Here is an 18,890-nt window from a genome sequence, read left to right as displayed (position 1 = left end):
AATTAACTAAAAAGGCTTCTAAAAAGAAAACTTCAATTTTCTATTTTATAGTAAGCACTGAAATAAAATGAGTTTCAACACCCCAAATGCGAAGTATCGGCGAAGCGAGGGTATTGATAGATAAACCCCAAAGATAAAGTGCATGACTCTTTTAGCTGATAGAGTCAACAGTGGGGAGGAATAGTCATTAGGCTTCGGTTAGACTATTGCTTGTGTCTGAAAATTTAAGATAGAAAATCATCGCAGTAAATGATAAGAAGCATAAGTTAATCTTTAAAAAAATCGAGCATTATCAGATTTCATTAAACCTAAAGAAAATACTTCTGCTCCTCACCGGCAATAGGTATGCCCACATAGCCATTGACGGCAGCTTTCCCAAAAGAGCACCCTTAGCACACATATAACCTCTATTCAATTTATAAAAACATATTCCTTCAAACGTTTTGCTTAGCACTCTCTATTACTTTCTCAAATCAGATTTTCGATTATTTTTCGTGCACGCAGCATCAGTGGCCTCCATGGCCAGCCCTTACGGGGCTTGCAGAGCCATTCATACTCAGCATTGCGACTGTTTGAAAGGTCTAGACACTCCAGCAAAGCCACGTCTTGATTTAAAGCCAGCGGCATCACGAAATTATTCAGAGACTCTCTTAGTCTTCAGAAACATACATCTACTCACTCCCTAACTACCAATTTCTAAACCACCGCACCTATACAAATAAAGTCCACTAGAGTTTACAGCCAGTATCAGCACAGCAGTTAAACTCATTTTCTTTTAACTAACATTTCGCAAGAGAAAAAGTAAATATTAACTATAATTAAGCAGTCATTCCCTTTGATCAGCTACCAAGCCTCAAAGTGGAATACAAAATAAAAAAGACTAGCTTTCTTGAGCAAGCACTATGGATATGCAGTTAAGGTTAGACCAAGCCATCGCAAAGGGAAATGAGAAACTAGTATTTCCTCACCCGGAGTCAGATGATCTCCTTATTAAAGTAATCAGTGATCAGTTTAGAAGAACAATGGATTACAAGTTTTCCATTTCCACTCGGCTACGCCGACTTACTTACTATTGGCCATACATAAAGGAGGTTTCTGAGCACATCTATTTACGTGAAGGTAAAGTGAAAGATACGCACTTTGTACAAGAATTTAAAGGATTCGTGGATACTAACTTAGGACTGGGTATTACTGTAAGAGCCGTTAAAAAACATACCGGAGAGCTGGCTGACACTCTTCATAAACTGATCAGCAGCAAGGAGTTCAACCAAAAGCATATCGACGGTCTTATTGACCTACTGAAATGGCTAGAGCAGACCTTTATTGTCGTTCGTGACTTACGGACAGTTAATATTGTATGGGATGAGATTAATGGTCATTTTGTGGTTATTGACGGCATTGGTAGCCGCAGACTCCCTTCTCTAAGAACGATATCCCGCTTATATAACCAGAGAGCTAACCGAAGGTGCACAGCCAAATTACGTAGACTCGTGAACAAAGAACTTAAAAAGTCTGGGTATGAGTTACTCTTTTAGAGATACATCCAACCCCATATACCCTCTTCTTTGAGATAGCAAAGTTATGTTGGCCACATCAGATATTAATGCAAAGCTTTTAGAAACTACTTCTATTTTGAGCAAAAGGATCATGCAAATTATGCGATGCTTTAGGTTCTTACTGTTGTATTTTTAGTGACAATTCTTAACAGCTTGGTTAGGCCTCGCGGGATAAACGCTCCCATGACTGATACAAGCCTAGCAAGTAGGTTACACCTAAAGTAAAACACAATGCTGAACTAACAAGCCAAAAGGTTAATGAGTTATCTGGAAAAGCCGGCATTATAAAGTAAAAACCGAGCGCCCTCACAAGCAACACTAGAGATATAAGTGTCAGCCCTGTGCGTAATAATGGGACTCTGAGTATATGGCCAGCCCCGGAAAAAGCATAGGCAGACCAAACTAGCAAAACACTCACAATAATCCCTGTAACTATTGTAGGATAAGAATCTCCAGCTTCAGCCATTTGAGCCATTGCCTCTCCGGCACCTAAAAATCGATACCATTCCGCACCAAACAGAATACAACCAGCATGCAACCCTGCAACGATCAGAGTAAGTATTCCCGCCAATCCCAAATAATTAAATCTACCAGTCATATTTGATTCCTTAGAAAGAGCTAGCCCATCGCCTAGGTAAAATTAGGACAACCTCTGGGAGCCCTGTAGGGTCAGAGTATTAAGCATCGAGATGCTAACACTTCTTATTTGAACAAACCATTTCGATAGCCTGCACCGGCGTACCATTATATTCAGCAATGAACTCTTTAGTTGTTTCAAATCCAACCTTTTGATAACACTTGATTGCAGGCCAATTAGATTTTGCAACGAACAACTTAGCTTGGCCACTGATCTTTGTTAGCAGAAACTCAAGTATCGACTTCCCTACCCCTTCCCCTCTGGCACTCGGGTATACAAACAGAGCTCGAATTTCTTGCTGGAACATTGCGCCATAGCCAAGAATTGTTTCATCTTCGTAGACGTAAATATCTGACTCCCTTAGCGCTGACAGCCTCTTCGCATCTTTTTCCAACGGCAGAAACTCAAATTCCACAGCTTCAAATCTAAGCTCATCTAACTTAGAGAGAGTATAGATCTCCAAGATTCTTGGAAAGTCTGTAGCAATGAACGTTCGAATCATACTGAATGCTAAATTTTCTAGTGCCTATCGCACATTGATTTTTGCTCAGTGTCATTTCAACTTAACTTTATACGTTGTAAATTTACTGCCATATATTTCAGATTCATAAATATCCTCAGAGATTTTTTCCAAGAACTTATAAATAGGACGAGTATGATGAAAGTTGACCAATACCTCATCATGATTAAGCTCCCGCGCCCACCTCATTAGATCTTGAAACACTATTCTACCTACCCCCCAAAACTGGTCATCAATGACAATCGCGATCTCATACTTTCCACATTCTTGTTGAATTCCACACCAACCAGCTAATTCATCATCAACAATAATGGCTCTAACTCTACAACCTGCCTCTTTATCTACCTCTATTTTTGAATGCATCCACTCTGTTACTGTTTTAAGTGTAAATATCTCATGCTCAATCAAATGCTTTCTTGTCTTATAGCCATTTAATATAGGCAGAAATTTGTGCGGATTAACCTCGCTAAATTTTAGATATTCGATAGCTTTCATAGTATTTTCAGCTTTATTGTTCGCAATGGTGTATCAATCCCCATTACCAGCACACCCCTTGTGTAGTTTGAAGCGTATGGAATTGCTAAGTTTAGCCCTTGAAAGTTTGTATTTTGATCATAATCACTCCCCACTAGTTTAATCACTCAATACAATTAGATGTCGAATTACTGACATATTTCAGAAAAAACTCCGCTGACAAGACTTGCCAAGTCATCAGGAGACAGCTCTATTTCAAGCCCCCTACGGCCCGCACTAATATAAATCGTAACGTTATTTCTAGCCGAAGAATCAATGATGGTTTTAAGTCGCCTTTTTTGACCTAATGGGCTAACACCTCCTAACACATAACCAGTTGATCTTTCTACATCTGATTTTGGAGCCATTGTGGCTTTCTTAGCGCCAACAGATTTTGCTAAGAGCTTCATACTGAGCATTGATGAAACCGGAATTATCCCAACGGCCAGCTCTTTGTTTTCCAGGCTAACAACTAGTGTTTTGAAGACCCTAGACTCAGGCACCCCTAATTTTTCAGCAGCCTCCAATCCGTATGATTCACTCGATGAATCATGCGTGTATTCATGTACTTTATGAGAGATTTTAGCCTTCTTGGCCATACTAATTGCTGGTGTCATTTTACTCCTGAGCCTCTAATATCCGTAACTGGGCGACAGGTAAGTAGCATTACTTTCTCATTGAAAACCAAAGGTCTCTACAACCTATTAGTGTTTATGCCTTGCCATACCTTATCAATTAGTCACCATAACAGATTGCAGCTCTCAAACGAATGAAGAAATCTAAAGAACCCTGATCAATTAGTTTTAGAGTAAAATTTTTACGGCGAGAAGGTTTTCATAGATACCAAAGAAACTCAAGCTAAGATTAATTCCTATTTTTTTAGATTCAGTCGTTACATTGTCTAAAACTTCATACAGCCCAATACTGAAAATTCGCACCAGGCATTCCCCATGCAGCACATAAGCGAAATAAAGCTGCGATTAATAATCATGTATTAAGAGGACTGATTGATGCGTGGTATCGCCCAACGTACAACCCCTGCAATCCATAGAAACCCTATAAGGCCTCCTAGATAAACATTCATAGTTCCCCCCGGGGCTATAAAGCCTTTGTGACCGAATACAGTAATGGTTTCAATTGCCTGCTCTATAAAGAAAATGACACTGAGCCATGTAAGCCAGCGCGGGATCTCAACATATTTATCAAATCCTACAACAAGGAAAGCTACCGCCATCGCAGTTGTTGACCCATTCACCAAAGGCCCCCAATAAGAAGATATGTCAAAGAGTGTACGCGCAACTGCAGGCTCTAATCCTTCAGGATGAAGTGCCAACCCTGCCCATAACCAAGCCTGTACCTGGGCAGTGATGGCAAACCCAAGTACACCTGCCAGAAAGATATACCTACTCGGCTTTGGTAACAAAGCTGAAACCTGCCCACCAAAGATAGCGAGGCCAAGAGAAAAGAAAGCGGCTGTCCAAGCATAAAATCGAGCACTCGATCCATTATTTAAAAACCAATGGACTATTTGCTCACCACTAGAATCGATAGTTGGATACGAGCTGCCTAATGCGACAAAACCAGCCACATAAAATGCGCCAGTAATCAATATATTTATCAGTAAAATCTTTGACGGTTTTATGCTCATATAGGGCAGACCTTTATGAAACGTGAAACATCACCATTTATAGACCTCTGCATCAGAAATGGTAACCATTCAGCCTAATAGAGATGTAATGACAGTCGCTTTAGCCGTCTATATTGTACTCCTGCGGCCTCTTAGCCAGATATAGGTTGCACCACTTCGCCTATTAGTAGAATTTAAATGGGGCTCAGCTTACAAGAGGCGGCTTAGTCTGGTTTTTTACTCTCCATACCACCCTTTCTAATCGAATTAGGTAAGCGCGTCTGTAGACAGCATAACTACCCCAAGCAGCACCAATTGAAGCGACACAGAAGATAATATAAAAGCTTGATAACGCTTGATACCTTACCAAAAAGCTAACGGCAGTAAGCATACATAAAGCTGCCACACCAGCCACTTTCATTTTTCCGGTAATTATCGCATAACCTCTATAAACAGAAGAGTGATATAGCCCGCAAACTACCGAAATAACAATACATAAAATCAACCCCTCAATATCGAAATTAGGATTAGCCAAAATAATGAAGGGGAAAAGACACCCTGAAGCGGATGAAATTTTTTCTCCCTTAAAGCCAGCCTCCTCCCAAAAAATACTGTAAAGATGATTGGGATCTCGCTCTGACTCAGTTGACGCCTTTAACCAAAGCGAAATCAAAAAAATGACCCCAAACAGACCTAGGACAAGAAGACCAAATAAAATCACCCCAAGTAAAATATCATTCATAATCTAATTTGTACTTAAGACCTCAGGCGCCCACAGCTAAGAACTAACAACATAGAGTGCGGCTATCGGGTGACGATATTTATTAACTTATCAGCAGGATTCAACATGAAGCCTCCACTCAGGTGAATAGCGCGAGTAACTATAGTCTTCTGAGTATTCACTGATATAACTGTACCCGGGACCTCGCCCAGATAGTTTGACCAGAAACTGCTGAAAGTTAGCAAGGATATCACCACTTCCGTATACTCTTAAAATGTTCCGGCTATTCCAATCATCCATTGAGAAGTAGTCGTTAGCCCTGTTCTGAAGAGCCGTAAAAAGCTCCTCTTTTGTTTCATCACAAATAATCTCGATTGATATTTCTGACTCAGACATCATGAGCATTGGCTTATTTGAACTAATAGCTATTCCAACAATATCAGCGAGCCGTAAGTAATCCTCTGAATTCGCATATAGGACAAGATCATCAATCAACCCATTTGACTGAAACATTTGTCTTGCTTCTATTTTCACTACATTTCCCCCCGCAATATCCGAAATGCTAACAACTCACATCTTTCACCATCCACTAACAAATGGTGATACTCATATTTAGACTGACATATCCAGAACCTCAAGTTTAGTGTAGGGGTTAATTTAGACAGTTATCCAAACAGATAAAAACGAATCCTATATAGCTAGTCAGTGGTTTTCACTATAAAAATTCGAGACAGAAACAACGTATCTTTCACTTCCAGCTTGGATTTCATTATTTACACTTAACGATTTATCGTTTCGCTCGCCCAATTTTCTCATGCACTTTCGAAAATCCGAAGGACTTTTTCACCCACCCAAATCATAAAACCCATCATTAAGCAGCTCATGCCACCACCGAGCATTGCGGCAGCCAGTGCATTAATACCGTATGCCTGCTCACCGTTTACAGTGATTGCTCCAAGATTAAAAAACCCAACAATGCCAAGAAGCAACCATAACAACCCAATACTGCAACAGCATGCTAAAAGGCAACGTTTGAAAGTAAATGTGTTTTGACTTTCATCCATCGCCCCCTGCAAAGGGGTGGATCCAGACAACTTCACAATCTGAGCATTTAGCTCTTGAATCTCCACCCTCTTCTTGGATAGCTCAGACTGAAGTTCACTATATTTTTCTCGGTACTTTTCCTGATCTATTCCATCAATAGCTTCTTGCAACTCTTGAATGGTGTAATCTTCAACTTTCTTCATAGTTAACACGTCATTTATCTCAGCTTTTACACATGGCAGAAGCGCATCACAATAAAATAATGGAAAATTAATTTACCCCCCAAGCACCCCTCAATTCTTAATCAAGCCCCTCCAGCTTTTCTTTAAACTCTTGATCTATCGCAGCTAATTGCGGAAGTACAGATTGAACCTGCCCCCTCTGATATCTTTGTTATGCCCGCTACAATTTCTGGAAAATTTTTCGAGAAAGCCTTTCCGTGATCACTTTTATAGAATGCCAGTATACTTTTCAGCTCTTCTTCCGAGAATACACTTGCGTACAAATCTGCATACTGCCTCTTTACCTCCTCGGACTGAAAAGTAGAGAAGAGTAGATTATTGATTTCGTCCATGTACTCCCTCATTAATGGCTTGGCTTTTTCAGGAATATCGAACTGCTCCAACTGACGAATTTGCATAGCACTTAGATTCTGAACTATAACATCCGTTTGAGAATCAAAATCCATAATCGCCATCAACTCCATAGCCAAATCAACCTTAGGCTGCTGAGCAGACACCCCCACAGAAATAAACGCAACCAAAAATAATATACTTTTCACTTTAACCTCTATACTTCACCTTGAAAATTAAACACATCAATCAGTCAAGCTATTAAGATACTGAATTCATACCTCATGCTTATCTGGCACAACCTTAACAAACCTCACCAGTTCAAACAGTGAGCCTTCGGGCCTTAAGAAGCCACCCATAAAATATTCACATATTTGACTAACATTATTTCTTTGGCCAAAGGGCACATCTTCAAACTCCTGAATATATCCAGCCACAATTTTAAATACCGAAAAAATATTTTTTCAGGAAACCCCTGCAATTCCTTCTAGAATATTATCTTTCCTTTTTTGTACTATTCATAACCAACCACCAATGACGTAGCACCCAGCGAATGCGATCTCCCAGTGAGGTCAAGGATGCAATAGAAAATCCAGCGCTCTACTTTGGCTTGTTAGTCATTAACCGTCCGAATGAATCTCTTTGGGTCCGAAGGATATAGTCTGAGCTCTTTTCTCTGACCATTTTTTTCATATAAGAGCAAAACTCCCACGGAACACTTCTCAACTTTTACAAGATCTATTTTCTTCAACTGGCACTCACACCCCCAAATTTCTGGCAAGAAAAATAGCGAAAATGGAAAGTGAGGGCCAATTTCTATTTCTCTCCCTGTGATTTTAATCCACAAGCAATTACTAGCCCCGCCAAGCACTCGAAAGATACTTAATGAGCAACCTGAAACCCACTTATCCACATAAGTTGCACCTTTCATATTAGGTCGAAATATATGCTTCCCGTTTGCTTTTCGAAAAATAATGGAGAAAAAGAGGACTATTAATACTTCCATACGCTTTATATCAGCTAGCAATTAACTCTATGCAGGCGCTTTTATAACACCCTTCTCTACATCTCTAATCTGCTTAAAAAGCAGAAATAAGAGCTTCAGTAAATGAAAGCTATCGACGATAGAGTCACCTGGCAGACAGATAACACCGGCTCTTTACATATTCGCTTTCTTTACTTTAGATAAAACTGCTAATTTCATTAAAAATCAATGAGTTAGCCCACTCCCAAGTGCGGCAAACAGACGAAGCTGGTTTTGGCTTTAGATACCTTGAGCGGATTAGGCTAAAAAGCAGGCTATATGTCAACTTATAAAAACAAGGAAACATATCTAAGCTGGCGTTTACACTTAATAGCAGGTGAGTTAATTGGGATATATTTTCACAAATATGAGATTTAATAAAAAAATAGTCCGAGAGGAAATTCAGAATAGCTTGAAGAGGAAGGCTTCGCCTAATCTCAACGAGCAGATTTCTGCTCGCTGAGTACTTTTAAATAATGAATCACTTGTCAGTTTTTGAGTTCAAAAAGTACGACCCAAAATACGCTTAGCTGCATCTAGGGCGAAATCTTTATAGTCCGCTTCCACCTGCGCCATCTCCAACTCATACTGGAATTGTTCTTTGCGCGGGAGTGCTTTCCATTCTTTTAGAATTGGAATATGGCTGGTTTTTTCTGCAATGGTGTAGAAAGCAACAAACTCTTCTCGCACACTATCTTCCACCTGAAGCGCATCCAGAAGTACGCGGATGCGAATGGAAGCTTCAGTAAGCCCTACTCCATCATCCAGTAGTGAACGCGCAATAATCTGAATGCTATCGTTCACTCTTTGGCGCTGCTCTTGTGCGGCCTGCTCCAATTCAGCTAGTTGTTCGGCCTGTTTTTTTTGCGCTGCGGAGAGCTTGCGCAGATAGTAGCCGGCAATAACGGCGAGGGTGAAGATAATTAAAGCCGCAATAACCAGCAACCAGATGGGAAATTCCGTCATTAGATATACACCTTAAGCAAAGCCAGCCCAATGCTGGCAGATACAACAGAAAGCAAAGTGCTGAGACCAACAATATTGGCCGCCAGCTGGCTGTTACCACCCATGGAGTGGGCCATAACAAATGCCGATATCGCACAGGGTGAGCCGGTAATCAGCAGCAGGTAGCCGAGATACTGTGGGCTCAGACCCATACCCCAACCAATAGCTACTGTGAGCGCCGGCACAGCCACTAGTTTCAGAAATGAAGACATTAAGGCCGTTGGGGAACTGCGCAACAGCTGGCCAAACTTCATGCTGGCGCCTATACAAATTAGCCCCATAGGCAGACTGGCAGAGGCCAGAATTTGAATCGTATCGAGCACCACTTCTGGCAACTGAATACTCACCACTCTAAAAAGAATGGCCAGAATTACAGCGATGATGAGCGGATTCTTACCCAGCTCAGCCAGTAACATACCCAGGCCAAACTTTTTGTCCTTATCGTAAAAAACGAACAGGATCACCGCGAATACATTGAATTGGATGGTAAGTGCTGCCACCAGCACGGCCGAGTGAGAAACCCCAACAGTGCCAAAGGCTTTTTCCACCCAGGCGAGGCCGACAATAGCTACGTTGCCGCGGAAGGCGCCTTGGATAAACGCGCTTCTATCTTTCACTGCTATTGGTCTGGCCAGTAACCAGGAGAACGGCAATATAGCGAAAGTCCCCAAAACTGCTGCGGTGATCAAGGGGATTTCTTTGGATGGCTGCACGGTGGAACTATAAATACTGTTAAAAAGCAGCGCCGGCAGCATTACATTGAAAACTAATGCAGTAGCATCATTAATAAATGGCTGATGCAGCATGCCCTGCCGTGTGAGCAGATAACCACCGACGATCATTAAAAAGATCGGGCCGGTAACCAGCAGAGCAAAAGCCAGATTTTCCATCGTTATTTATTCGTCCAGTGCCAGTTCAGCCTGGGGAAGTGCCTTGAGCGCTGACTCTTCGGCTTTATCGCGCAAGTCTGCAGAAATTTGTTTGCGGGTCTTGGCACCCAACTTACGCAGACTATCGATACGTTTCACCGCATTACCGCGGCCTGTCGCCAGTCGCTTGTAAGTCTGTTGATAAGCGTCATCGGCCTGGCGCAGGCGGTCACCCAAAGCATCCAGTGACTCCAGCACCATAGCAAACTGGTCATGCAGCTTGCCGGCTTCGTCGGCGATTTTTTCCGCGTTCTTGTTTTGTTTCTCGTAGCGCCAGATATTCTCGACGGTGCGCAGGGTCGCCATCAGACTAGTGGGGCTCACCAGGACAATTTGCTTCTCATAAGCGAAACGGAACAAGTCCGGGTCCGCCTGCATCGCCAACATATACGCAGCCTCAATAGGCACGAAAATAAAAACGAAATCCAGGGTGCGCACACCCTCCAGCTGCTCGTAGGCTTTCTTGTTAAGGCCGGTGATATGGGCGCGCAGGGAATTCACATGCTGTTTCAGGGCTTGGGTGCGCTCCTCATCGGTTTCCGCCGAGCTATAGCGCTCGTAGTCCACCAGGGAGACCTTGGAATCGATAATCAAATCTTTGTTTTCCGGCAGGCGCACAATCACATCCGGCTGGCGCCTTCGGCCATCACTCGTCAGCGTTACTTGCGTTTCGTATTCGCGCCCCTTCTGCAAGCCGGATTCCTCCAGCAAGCGCTCCAACACCACTTCACCCCAGTTACCCTGAATCTTGCGATCTCCCTTCAGGGCCGAAGTCAGGTTCAGGGCCTCATCACTGATGCGCTGGGTTTGCTCGCGCAGGGCTTTGATCTGCCCCAGCAGGCTGTTGCGCTCGGCATTTTCGCGATCGTAGACATGCTCTACTCGTTTGCGGAAATCCCCCAGCTGGCGCTCCAGCGGATCGAGACTTTTGCGCAGGCTGTCTTCACTGCGGCGCACGAAGCTCTGCTGCTTCTCCTCAAAAATCCGGTTGGCCAGATTCTCGAACTGTTCCCCCATAGCAACGCGCATCTGCTCCATCAGCTTGCGCTGCTCCGCCAGGGCCTGCTCTCCTTTTTCTACCAGTACCTGGCTGCGGGTGAGCTGTTGTAACTTAGCCGCCAGCTCACCGCGCAAAGTATCCACCTCTTCACCCAACTGGGTTTCCCGCTCACGGCTGGTATCCAAGTGTGCCTGTATGACTTGCTGCGCCGCTAAGGTTTCTCTCTGAGCTGCTACCGCCTCCTGCTGCGCTGCTTGCACTTGCAGGATTCTTCTGCGCCCAGCAGAACGGCCCACCCAGAAGGCGAGTCCCAGCAAAATCAACAAGGCGATAGCCGCTAATAGCACGTGATCGGCGTTTAATTGCAGCGGGAACGCTGGCATATAGAGGTACTCCCAGACCCGGAATAGAAGTGTGAAGCAGGCTTCTGCTCAGACCAAGCGCCCGCAATCGACATACCCACTACTAGCCGTGGGCGAGGCGGCCATTCTAACAGCTTGGCCAGGGAAAGTACTCTTAACCCCAATGAAGCCTGCCGAGGATGCGTGGCGCAGCAGTAACTTACAAAGGGTTTTGAGGTATTCTTTGAAGATTGGTTTCGATGTTGGTACTCCAGAACGCATGCACAAACACAGCGCCCACCCAGATAGCCTAGCCCCCAGCGCCCTGATCTTTGATTCCGGCGTGGGCGCCATCAGCATTGCGCGGGAAATCCGCCGCCTGATGCCGGGCCTGACCTTGCACCTGGGTGTGGACAACGGATTTTATCCCTACGGCAATAAAAGCGAAGAGGAGCTGCGCCCCCGCATCGTCCAGCAGGCCCAAGCCATGATGGAGCACTGCGGGGCCGATATTTTAGTGGTGGGCTGCAACACCGCCAGCACCCTGGCCCTACCCCAGTTGCGCGAATCTCTGAAAAAACCCGTAGTGGGTGTTGTGCCTGCAGTGAAACCCGCCGCTGCCGCCAGCCGTTCCCGCACTATTGCCCTGATTGCCACCGAAGGCACCGTCAATCGCCGCTACACCCGCGAGCTGATCGAGCAATTTGCCAACGGCAACCGGGTAATTAATGTGCCCGCACCGGAATTGGTGCATCTGGCGGAAAGCAAATTGCGCGGCGAAGCCATCAACGCAGAGGATTTAGAGCCTGTCTTGCACCGCGTATTCCACACCGCCGGCGGTGACCAAGTGGATATTGCCGTATTGGCCTGCACCCACTTTCCCCTGCTGCGGGAAGAACTGGACCAGTTCGCCCCTCGCTCAATCCAATGGCTGGATTCCGGCGAAGCCATCGCCCGGCGCGTACGCTGGTGGCTGGAAGAACTTGAGCTGATGCTGCCGGATACCCCAAACACTGGCCGCCTGATCACCAGCACGGTTGACCTAACCGGCAATATAGAACGGGCCTTCCGCGAGTTCGCTCCAGTTGCCGAACCCCTCGCACCTAACCCCTAACAACAAGCCATTAAATAACGAGAACCGCGTAACAGAGTTGACAGCTCCGTCACAAACCGCGACCGTTCCCCGAATAACAAGCCCTAACCGGTACCCGAATTCATGCTGAAGCCGGCATTTCCCGCTCTCGAAATATTTGCACAGCTGCCCCCTGGCGGACTGCTGCTCACCCCCAACAACCGTTTGCGCAACCGCTGCCAACAGGTGTTTGCCGCGCAGCAGTCGCCCGGTGCCTGCTGGATGCCGCCGCCGGTGGAATCCCTGCGCAGCTGGCTGGACAAGCTCTGGTTCCAGCTGCAACAGCGCAACTGGCAGCCCGCCTTGCAACAGGTATTGAATCGCGAGCAACGGCAATTACTCTGGCAGCGCGCCCTGGATGAATCCCTGGACCGGCAACTGCTCAACAGCCAGCAACTGTGCCGGGATGCCGATAGCGCCCTGGCGCAGCTGCTCCAATGGCAGCTGATCTCCGATCTCTCGCAAATAGATGAAGCGCTAACTCCCCTACTGGAACAGTTCGCACTCTCTATGCGCAGCGACGAGCTGCCGTTGTGCGCCATGATCAAGGCCTTTGCCACTGAGCTTCAGGCCCACAGCGCCATCACACCAGACCAGCGAGATCAATTGATCCTGCGCGCATTCCAGGAAGGCATTCTGGAACCCGTCGCGCAAATTGATACCGCCGGCTTTGCCCAGATTTCGCCCCTCGCCAATGCCCTGATTCACGCAGGTGCAGCAAGTGTTTTCGAAAGACCGGGACTCACCCAGCAGAGTGAATTATCCGTAGCCGCCTGCGCCGATTTGGATGAAGAACTCTATCAGGCGGCCCTTTGGGCCGGGCAAAAGCTCGCCGAAAACCCCGGCCACAGTGTTGGCATAGTGGTGAATAATCTGGGCCAGTGCCGCGCCCAGGTGGAAGCCGTATTTTCCCGCGTGCTCGAACCCCAATACCTGGACCCGCAGCAACCGCGCTACACACTGCCGTTTAACTTCTCCGCCGGTACGCCACTGGCGCAAACACCGGTCGGCAGCGCCGCCCTGCAATTGCTATCACTACTGCAAGACGAATGGGATTACCCTCAATTGCAAAATATCCTGTTCAGCCCTTTCTGGGGTGACGACAGTGAAACCTGGCTGCGCAGCGCCCTGTTCCGCCGTTTACAAAAACTGGAACTTCGCCGCATCGACGGCGCAACCCTGCGCTACTGGGCCGAGCGCAGCGCAGAAGTCCTCCACTTGGAATCACCGCAACTGCCCCGCCAGCTGGAACAAATGGCCGAACGCGCCCGGCGCTGGCAGCGAGCCCCCGCAGAAATTTGGGCCGCGCGTTTTTCCGAAACACTTAGCGCATTAAATTGGCCCGGCAGCCGCAACCCGGACAGCCAGGAATACCAACAGCTGATGCAGTGGGAATCCATCCTGGAAGAGTTCGCCGCACTCAGCGCCTGCGGTGGCAACCTTACCCTCACCCAGGCCCTGCAATTGCTGCGTCAGATTGCCAGCCGCACCCCCTTCCAGGCGGAAACCCGCGATGGCCCCTTACAAATTCTCGGAGTACTGGAAGCCGGCGGCCTCGCTTTCGATCACCTGCGCCTGGTCGGCTTCGGCCAACAGCAATGGCCACCGGCACCCGCACCCAATCCGCTGCTGCCGATTCAATGGCAAAAACATTGGAAGATGCCCCGTGCCAGCGCCGAGCGGGAATTGGAACTGGCCCGCGAACTCACCGCCGACTTGCTTAATGCCAGCGGCAATATCGTCGTGAGTTACACCTGTGAAGAGGACGGTGTGCAGCAAGGCCTGAGCAGCTTGTTTGAAAGCCCACAACAAGCCCAGCACTTTGCCGAAGGCGCCCTGCACAATCACTACAACCAACTGGCGCAAGCCTGCCAGCTGGAAAAAATCGAAGACAAAAAGCTACCGCCACTCACCCCCGCCGAATGCGAGCGGGTGCGCGGCGGTGCCTCGGTGCTCAAGGCCCAGGCCCTGTCCCCATTAAATGCGCAATTGCGCTTCCGCCTCGGCGCCAGCAATTTTACCCAACCGGATATCGGTCTCGGCCCCGCCGAGCGCGGTAATGTGGTGCACCAGGTGCTGGCGGAATTCTGGCAACAGTGCGGCACCCTCGCACAACTGCAAGCTATGGACGACGAGCAACGCCAAGCGCAAATCGAGCGCGCGGTGGAGCGCTCCCTCGGCAGTGTGCGCAAAAAATACAATCACCTGCCGATCGGATTTTGGGCCATGGAAAAGCAGCGCCTGGAGCGCCTGCTGCAACAATGGCTGTCCGTGGAACTGGACAGGCCCAATTTCTCCGTAGAAAAAGTCGAATGGGAACAAGCCGTGGAAATCGGCGGGCTGCACTTTAACCTGCGCCTGGACCGGCTGGATCAACTCGCCAGCGGCGAACAATTGGTGATCGATTACAAAACCGGCGTCCCCAGTATTCGCGACTGGCTAACCCAGCGCATCCGCGAACCCCAGCTGCCGCTCTACGCCCTATTCCAACCGGACGCCCACGCCATCGCCTTCGGCCAGGTGCGCAACGGCGACTGCAAATGGAATGGCTGCGGAGACCTGGAGCACCCCATTACCGGCATTAAAGCCGTGGGCGATACGGAAAAAGAATCCCCCTACGGCACCTGGAGCAATCTGGTTGAGCACTGGCGCTACAGCCTGGAATCCCTCGCCACTGAATATCGCAGCGGTGTAGCCACCCTCGCCTTTGATCGCCCCACCGATAACAACAGTGACCTCTGGCCCCTAAACCGCTGGCCGGAAAGGGAGCAAATAACCGAATGAACGAAGTCGTGACTACTCCCGCCCTGCGCCGCCCCATCGATGCCGACGCCCGTAGCCAAGCCCTGGATATCAGCCGCAGTTTTGCCGTGTCCGCCCCGGCGGGCTCCGGTAAAACCGGCTTGCTCACCCAGCGCGTATTAAAGTTGCTCGCCGCCTGCCAGCAGCCAGAAGAAGTGTTGGCCATTACTTTCACCCGCAAAGCCGCCGGTGAAATGCGCGAGCGCCTGATCGACGCCCTGCACAGCGCCCGCGACCAAGTCCGGCCAGATAATCCCCACGATGCCATCACCTGGGATTTAGCCTGCGCCCTACTGGAGCGGGATCGCGAACTGGAATGGGAACTGCTGCAAACACCCCAGCGCCTGCGTATTCAAACCATCGACGGCCTCTGCCGCAGCCTCGCCAGCCAACTGCCGATCGAAAGCGGCCTTGGCGCACCGGGTGAACCCCTGGAGCGCACCCAAATCGCCTTCGAACTGGCCGTGGTGAACCTGCTCAAACACCTCGATGGCGAAACCCCAGATGCAGACCTACAGCAACTACTGCTCCACCTGGACAACGACCTGGGCCAGCTCAATAAGCTACTGCGCATTTTGTTGGACAAGCGCGAGCAATGGCTCAGCCCACTTTTGAGCGTTAACTTCGACGGCGCCCAGGATTATTTCCATTTTGTCATCGATGAACTGGTAGCAGAAAAGCTGCAAGATCTCACCACAGCCCTCGGCAGTTACGCCGGGGAACTGCTGGAGCTGGCCAGTTATGCCGGCGGCAATTTGCAAAAGGAAAACCCCAGCCACGGCCTGTGCCTCTTCGCCGAACTGGACGATTTCCCCAGCACAGATAGCAGCGGTCTGCCCGCCTGGCTCGCCCTCGGCAGCCTGCTCCTCACCACCACTGGAGATCTGCGCAAAGGCGGCGGCATCAATAAAAAACTCGGCTTTGGCCTGCCGGATAAAAAAGATCCCGAACGCCCCATCGCCGAAGAATACAAACAGCGCATGAAAGACCTGCTGGCAGAACTGGCCGGCAACGAACTGCTGCTCTCCGCCCTGCGGGAAGTGGGCAAACTCCCCAGCGGACTGCAACAGAGCCAATGGCAACTGCTGCAAGGGCTCGCCCAGGTACTGCCCAAATTGGTCGCAGAATTAAAGTTGGTCTTCCAACAGCTGGGCGCCACCGACTATACCGAAGTGGCCCAAGCCGCACTGATTGCCCTGGGCGATAGCGATAACCCCACAGACCTGGCCCTAAAACTGGACCTGCAAACCCAGCATATTCTGGTGGACGAGTTCCAGGACACCTCCCACACCCAGCTACAACTGCTGGAAAAACTCACTGCCGGCTGGCAGCAGGGAGACGGCCGCACCTTATTTATTGTCGGCGATGGCATGCAGTCCTGTTATGGCTTCCGCAATGCCAACGTGGGTATTTTCCTGGATGCGCGCGCACGCGGTATCGGTGAAGTGCCCCTGGAAACCCTCGACCTCCAGGTAAATTTCCGCTCCGAAAGTGCAGTGGTAAACTGGGTCAACGAGACTTTCCAAAGGGCCTTTCCGCAAGCGGACAATATCGGGCGCGGCGCCGTGCGCTATCTGCAATCCGAAGCTTTTAAAGGCAGCAAATGGGCCGAACCCTCGGTAAATTTTTACGGCTGCATCGATGACGAAGACCGCAGCCGCGAAGCCACCCAAGCGGTTGAACTGGTGCAGCAATTACAAGCGCAAGATCCGGAGAGCCGCATCGCCATTCTAGTGCGCAAGAAAAAACACCTGCAGAAGATTCTGCCGGCCCTAAGCGCCGCCAATATCGCCTTCCAGGCCCCAGAACTGGCGCCACTCGCCAGTAAAATGGTGGTGCTGGATTTACTCAGCCTCACCCGCGCCCTGCTCGATCCCAGCGACCGAATCAGTTGGCTGGCCGTACTCCGCGCCCCCTGGTGCGGACTGCAACTGCCAGACCTTTACACCCTGGCCAACTGGGGCAATGGGGATATCACCGTAACCGATACCAGCGCGCGCCCATTATTAATGGCCTTGCAGGAAGTGGACGATATCGCCCTGCTCAGCGATGAAGGGCGCACACGCCTGGCCCAAGTGGCTCCCAAACTGCTGCACGCCTGGCAACAGCGCGGCCGCAAACCCCTGCGCACCTGGATTGAAGGCCTCTGGCTGGAACTGGGCGGCCCCGCCACCGTCGCGCAAAAATCTGACCTGAATAATGTGCAGGATTTTCTGCAATTATTAGAAGCCTTCGATACCGGCGGAGCCATTACTGACTGGCAACAGTTCACCCTGGCCCTGGAACAGCTCTACGCCCGCCCCGCCCAGGATGCCAAAGTGCAGGTGATGACCATTCACAAATCCAAAGGACTGGAGTTCGAACATGTACTGATCCCAGGCCTGGACCAAGGCGGCAAACCCGGCAGCGACCAACTACTGCGCTGGAGCGAATGGCTCAGCCGCGAAGGTGAAAGCCGCTTCCTGCTCGCCCCCAAAAATGCGCGCGGCGGCCGCGACCCGGTTTTTGAATACCTGAAGCACGACAACAGCGATCGCGAACGCCTGGAAGGCACCCGCCTGTTGTATGTAGGCTGCACCCGCGCCATCCGCTCGCTGCATCTTTTAGCCTGCATCAATCGGGATGAAAAAAAGGGCCACCTGAAAGCCCCCGGTAGCGCCGCCCTACTCGCCGGCATCTGGCCCAGTGTTTTGCACCATCAGGAAAGCGACTGGTGCCACTGGCTGGAAGCGGAAGAACCCCTGCTCAACCAGGAAGAAGCCAGCAGAGATCACGACTACCTACTGCGCCTGCCCAACCAATGGCAACCCCAAGCCATGCCCCGGCAGGAATGGCTGGCCCAATACCGCATGCCAGACTACCAACCCAAAACAGAGGAAGAAGACAATATTCCCGAACTGGGCCAGGTAGCCCTGCGCTGGTTAAAACACGCCGGCACCGTAGCCCACGAAACCCTCGCCACCATTGCCGAGACCAATATCAACGACTGGACACCCAGCAAACTGGAAGCCCAACGCCCCCTATGGCAGCTGCGCCTGAAACAATTGGGACTATCCGCCACCAGCCTGGACCGCGCCGCCGAGAAAGTGGAAATCGCCGTACGCAACAGCCTCAACTGCCCCACCGGCCGTTGGCTATTGGATGGTTCACTAAGGGAGTCCGCCTGCGAACTGGAACTCCACAGCGGCGGCCGACAGTTAAGGCGCTCCATTGTTGACCGCACCTTTATCGACAACGAAGGTACCCGCTGGATTGTCGATTACAAAACCGCAGAGCCCGGTGGTGAGGAAAGCCAGGAAGAGTTTATTGCGGCTCAGCTAGAGCAGTATCGGAATCAGTTGGAGAATTACCGCAAGCTCTTTTATGCGCGGGGGGAACGGAATATTCGGTGTGCTTTGTATTTTCCGTTGATGCAGAGGTTGGTGGAGTTGGATTAGATTTAGTATTGGAACTTGAACTTTTTGATT

Annotated in this window: 16 protein-coding genes; 4 read left to right on the top strand and 12 right to left on the bottom strand. The window is 49.2% G+C overall.

Annotated features, from left to right (window positions below):
- Positions 1–902: 902 nt before the first annotated feature.
- Positions 903–1,535: a YrbL family protein gene (locus ACJJIJ_RS06170; RefSeq protein ID WP_252085682.1), complete on the top strand. Its 633-nt coding sequence runs from the start codon at positions 903–905 to the stop codon at positions 1,533–1,535.
- A gap of 178 nt (positions 1,536–1,713) precedes the next feature.
- Here ACJJIJ_RS06170 and ACJJIJ_RS06165 read toward each other — a convergent pair whose 3' ends face one another.
- The 12 genes from ACJJIJ_RS06165 to ACJJIJ_RS06110 form a co-directional block, all read right to left on the bottom strand.
- Complete coding sequence (locus ACJJIJ_RS06165) at positions 1,714–2,154, bottom strand: hypothetical protein (protein ID WP_444938948.1); 441 nt, start codon at positions 2,152–2,154, stop codon at positions 1,714–1,716.
- Positions 2,155–2,248: 94 nt separating this feature from the next.
- On the bottom strand, positions 2,249–2,695 hold the full coding sequence (locus ACJJIJ_RS06160) for a GNAT family N-acetyltransferase (RefSeq protein ID WP_444938947.1): 447 nt from the start codon (positions 2,693–2,695) through the stop codon (positions 2,249–2,251).
- Positions 2,696–2,746: 51 nt separating this feature from the next.
- A complete protein-coding gene (locus tag ACJJIJ_RS06155; RefSeq protein ID WP_444938946.1) occupies positions 2,747–3,208 on the bottom strand; it encodes a GNAT family N-acetyltransferase in 462 nt (153 codons plus the stop codon).
- 167 nt (positions 3,209–3,375) lie between these two features.
- Entirely contained in the window at positions 3,376–3,843 is a 468-nt protein-coding gene (gene ybaK / locus ACJJIJ_RS06150; RefSeq protein ID WP_444938945.1) for a Cys-tRNA(Pro) deacylase, read from the bottom strand.
- Between the two features lie 377 nt (positions 3,844–4,220).
- On the bottom strand, positions 4,221–4,874 hold the full coding sequence (locus ACJJIJ_RS06145) for a hypothetical protein (RefSeq protein WP_444938944.1): 654 nt from the start codon (positions 4,872–4,874) through the stop codon (positions 4,221–4,223).
- 184 nt (positions 4,875–5,058) lie between these two features.
- Positions 5,059–5,595, bottom strand: coding sequence for a hypothetical protein (locus ACJJIJ_RS06140; RefSeq protein ID WP_444938943.1), 537 nt, complete (start codon positions 5,593–5,595; stop codon positions 5,059–5,061).
- Between the two features lie 90 nt (positions 5,596–5,685).
- Complete coding sequence (locus ACJJIJ_RS06135; RefSeq protein WP_444938942.1) at positions 5,686–6,108, bottom strand: hypothetical protein; 423 nt, start codon at positions 6,106–6,108, stop codon at positions 5,686–5,688.
- 278 nt (positions 6,109–6,386) lie between these two features.
- The gene (locus ACJJIJ_RS06130) at positions 6,387–6,821 is read right to left on the bottom strand and encodes a hypothetical protein (RefSeq protein WP_444938941.1); all 435 of its coding nucleotides are present in this window, start codon (positions 6,819–6,821) and stop codon (positions 6,387–6,389) included.
- Positions 6,822–6,943: 122 nt separating this feature from the next.
- Positions 6,944–7,399, bottom strand: a complete 456-nt coding sequence (locus tag ACJJIJ_RS06125; protein ID WP_444938940.1) for a DUF2059 domain-containing protein — start codon at positions 7,397–7,399, stop codon at positions 6,944–6,946.
- Positions 7,400–8,715: 1,316 nt separating this feature from the next.
- Complete coding sequence (locus ACJJIJ_RS06120) at positions 8,716–9,180, bottom strand: DUF2489 domain-containing protein (protein WP_252085672.1); 465 nt, start codon at positions 9,178–9,180, stop codon at positions 8,716–8,718.
- On the bottom strand, positions 9,180–10,109 hold the full coding sequence (locus ACJJIJ_RS06115; RefSeq protein ID WP_444924917.1) for an AEC family transporter: 930 nt from the start codon (positions 10,107–10,109) through the stop codon (positions 9,180–9,182). Before ACJJIJ_RS06115 ends, ACJJIJ_RS06120 begins: the two co-directional genes overlap by 1 nt.
- A gap of 6 nt (positions 10,110–10,115) precedes the next feature.
- Positions 10,116–11,531 (bottom strand): DNA recombination protein RmuC, encoded by a 1,416-nt coding sequence (locus ACJJIJ_RS06110; RefSeq protein ID WP_444938939.1) that lies wholly within the window; start codon positions 11,529–11,531, stop codon positions 10,116–10,118.
- A 31-nt stretch (positions 11,532–11,562) separates the two neighbouring features.
- Between ACJJIJ_RS06110 and murI the strand changes: the two genes are divergently transcribed.
- The 3 genes from murI to ACJJIJ_RS06095 all read left to right on the top strand — a co-directional run bounded on the left by murI (position 11,563) and on the right by ACJJIJ_RS06095 (position 18,860).
- The gene (murI, locus tag ACJJIJ_RS06105) at positions 11,563–12,603 is read left to right on the top strand and encodes a glutamate racemase (protein WP_444938938.1); all 1,041 of its coding nucleotides are present in this window, start codon (positions 11,563–11,565) and stop codon (positions 12,601–12,603) included.
- A 102-nt stretch (positions 12,604–12,705) separates the two neighbouring features.
- On the top strand, positions 12,706–15,405 hold the full coding sequence (locus ACJJIJ_RS06100) for a PD-(D/E)XK nuclease family protein (RefSeq protein WP_444938937.1): 2,700 nt from the start codon (positions 12,706–12,708) through the stop codon (positions 15,403–15,405).
- Positions 15,402–18,860: a UvrD-helicase domain-containing protein gene (locus ACJJIJ_RS06095; RefSeq protein WP_444938936.1), complete on the top strand. Its 3,459-nt coding sequence runs from the start codon at positions 15,402–15,404 to the stop codon at positions 18,858–18,860. The genes ACJJIJ_RS06100 and ACJJIJ_RS06095 overlap by 4 nt, the downstream gene beginning before the upstream one ends.
- Positions 18,861–18,890 lie beyond the last annotated feature (30 nt).

It is taken from the genome of Microbulbifer mixtoriginis (SeqCode), assembly GCF_052467945.1.
Note: the sequence above shows the minus strand (reverse complement) of the source record. Positions and strands in the feature narration are given on the sequence as shown.

Coding starts and splice junctions, on each gene's coding strand:
- ACJJIJ_RS06170 (WP_252085682.1), top strand. CDS start 903: ATGGATATGCAGTTAAGGTTAGACCAAGCCATCGCAAAGGGAAATGAG.
- ACJJIJ_RS06165 (WP_444938948.1), bottom strand. CDS start 2,154: ATGACTGGTAGATTTAATTATTTGGGATTGGCGGGAATACTTACTCTG.
- ACJJIJ_RS06160 (WP_444938947.1), bottom strand. CDS start 2,695: ATGATTCGAACGTTCATTGCTACAGACTTTCCAAGAATCTTGGAGATC.
- ACJJIJ_RS06155 (WP_444938946.1), bottom strand. CDS start 3,208: ATGAAAGCTATCGAATATCTAAAATTTAGCGAGGTTAATCCGCACAAA.
- ybaK (WP_444938945.1), bottom strand. CDS start 3,843: ATGACACCAGCAATTAGTATGGCCAAGAAGGCTAAAATCTCTCATAAA.
- ACJJIJ_RS06145 (WP_444938944.1), bottom strand. CDS start 4,874: ATGAGCATAAAACCGTCAAAGATTTTACTGATAAATATATTGATTACT.
- ACJJIJ_RS06140 (WP_444938943.1), bottom strand. CDS start 5,595: ATGAATGATATTTTACTTGGGGTGATTTTATTTGGTCTTCTTGTCCTA.
- ACJJIJ_RS06130 (WP_444938941.1), bottom strand. CDS start 6,821: ATGAAGAAAGTTGAAGATTACACCATTCAAGAGTTGCAAGAAGCTATT.
- ACJJIJ_RS06120 (WP_252085672.1), bottom strand. CDS start 9,180: ATGACGGAATTTCCCATCTGGTTGCTGGTTATTGCGGCTTTAATTATC.
- ACJJIJ_RS06115 (WP_444924917.1), bottom strand. CDS start 10,109: ATGGAAAATCTGGCTTTTGCTCTGCTGGTTACCGGCCCGATCTTTTTA.
- ACJJIJ_RS06110 (WP_444938939.1), bottom strand. CDS start 11,531: ATGCCAGCGTTCCCGCTGCAATTAAACGCCGATCACGTGCTATTAGCG.
- ACJJIJ_RS06100 (WP_444938937.1), top strand. CDS start 12,706: ATGCTGAAGCCGGCATTTCCCGCTCTCGAAATATTTGCACAGCTGCCC.
- ACJJIJ_RS06095 (WP_444938936.1), top strand. CDS start 15,402: ATGAACGAAGTCGTGACTACTCCCGCCCTGCGCCGCCCCATCGATGCC.